Raw genomic sequence first — 1,212 nt, 5'->3', positions numbered from 1 at the left:
CGAAGACGCTGTCGCGGTCGTCGGCCGGGATTCCAGACCCGTCGTCCTCCACGTAGAGTCCGTCGCGGCCGTCGAGCGTCCCGACGCTGACGGTCACGCCTTCGCCGCCGTGTTCCACGCTGTTCCGAAAGAGGTTCTCGAAGACGTGCGAGAGGCGGTCGGGGTCGGCCCGGATCGTCGCCGTCCCCGGCGTTTCGAGCGTCGCGTCCCGCGTGTCGACCCGTTGCCAGCAGCCCTCGGCGCAGGTCGCGAGGTCGATGTCTTCGGTCTCGTCGACGGTCTTTCCCTGTCGGGCGAGCGCGAGGGTCTCGTCGACGATGGCCGACATCCGTTCGAGCGCGTTCTCGATCGCCTCGAGGTGCTCGTCGTCGGGATGCTCTCGGCGCGCGAGGTCCAGACGCCCGGCGGCGACGCTGAGCGGGTTCCGGAGGTCGTGTGAGACGACGCTCGCGAACTCGTCGAGTCGGTCGCGCTCACGCTGGAGTTCGTCCCGGCGGACGCGGGCACGCTCCGCCGCGACCTCCCGGTCGATTGCCCGGGCCTCGAAGACGCCGATCGCGAGTCCGATCCCCCCACCGAAACCGATCGCCCATCGAGTCCAGCCGACGACCTGAAACGTCGTCGCCGTCGGGATCGCCGCCATGAATCCGAAGTTTATCAAAAGGAACCCGACTGCCCCCGCGGAACACCAATAGCCGATCCGAGAGTACCGGTCGACCGACGGGCCCGACGTCGGAATCTGATAGACTGCGTATCCGATACCTGCGAGGATGACAACGGAGGAGACGGTGCCGGTCCAGTACCCGGCCGGTGCGGTGACAGCCCCGAGCGCGAGGAGTACCCCTTCCGCGACGAGAGAGACCGCAAGGAAAGTCCCGAGGCCCCACACCGGCCACAGTAGCCGCCCGCCGGCAGAGAAACGATTATTCATTTGACTATAGGGCGCATCAATGAAGACATACTTAAGATAAACTGTAGAGCGGGGATCTCGCCGAGACTACGTGAAAGTACGAGCCGACGGCTCAGACTACCAGCGCGTCGAGCACGACCGCGAACAACAGCAGGCCGAGGTAGGCGTTCGAGGCGTGGAACGCGCGGAACGCCGCCCCTTCGGTCTGCTCGTAGTGGAGCCGAACGACCGTCCAGAGGAAGACGGCCCCGACGGCGACCCCGACGACGGCGTACAGCGCGCCGAGCGGGTCGGCGGCCGCC

Annotated in this window: 1 protein-coding gene and 1 pseudogene; both read right to left on the bottom strand. The window is 66.9% G+C overall.

Annotated elements, in window-relative coordinates; all coding sequences use genetic code 11:
* Positions 1-931, bottom strand: a 931-nt coding sequence (locus BN903_RS12935; RefSeq protein WP_079890680.1) for a HAMP domain-containing sensor histidine kinase, incomplete at its 3' end; no start/stop codon positions are given.
* 91 nt (positions 932-1,022) lie between these two features.
* Positions 1,023-1,212: pseudogene (locus tag BN903_RS12930) on the bottom strand (protoheme IX farnesyltransferase); the annotation flags it as partial.

This window comes from Halorubrum sp. AJ67 (assembly GCF_000513435.1).
This window is presented reverse-complemented; position numbering and strand designations above follow the sequence as displayed.